The sequence below is a fragment of the Bowmanella dokdonensis genome (assembly GCF_017254865.1).
In the GTDB taxonomy this organism is placed as follows: Bacteria; Pseudomonadota; Gammaproteobacteria; order Enterobacterales; family Alteromonadaceae; genus Bowmanella; species Bowmanella dokdonensis.
This window is the reverse complement of record NZ_JAFKCV010000190.1, coordinates 1-354: the sequence shown is the minus strand read 5'-3', so window position 1 is coordinate 354 and position 354 is coordinate 1. Positions and strand designations below refer to the sequence as shown.

The following is a 354-nucleotide window of genomic DNA, read 5'->3' as shown; positions in this document are numbered from 1 at the left end:
ACACAAAGTGTTTAGCGCAGATCAGGTGCGCGATCACGAAGCCCAGGCAGCCAAACAGTCCGGACTGAGCTTATATGAATTGATGGAAAGCGCCGGAGCCGCTGGTTTTGATGCACTCAGGCTGCATTATCCGGATGCACAACGTATTTTAGTCCTATGTGGCCAGGGAAATAACGCCGGTGATGGTTTTGTTGTGGCGCGTTTGGCGAAACAAGCCGGACTGCATGTTGAACTGATACTACTAGGGGATCCTGCCCGGTTCAGTCCGGATACCAAAGAAGCCTATCACCGCTGGCAAACACAAGGCGGTAACGTTAGCCCCTGGCCACACGCCATCAATGCAATCGATGTGAT

At 52.5% G+C, this 354-nt stretch carries 1 protein-coding gene; it reads left to right on the top strand.

Annotated elements, in window-relative coordinates:
* Positions 1–354, top strand: a 354-nt coding sequence (locus tag J0A66_RS22175; protein WP_277603620.1) for an NAD(P)H-hydrate epimerase, incomplete at both ends; no start/stop codon positions are given.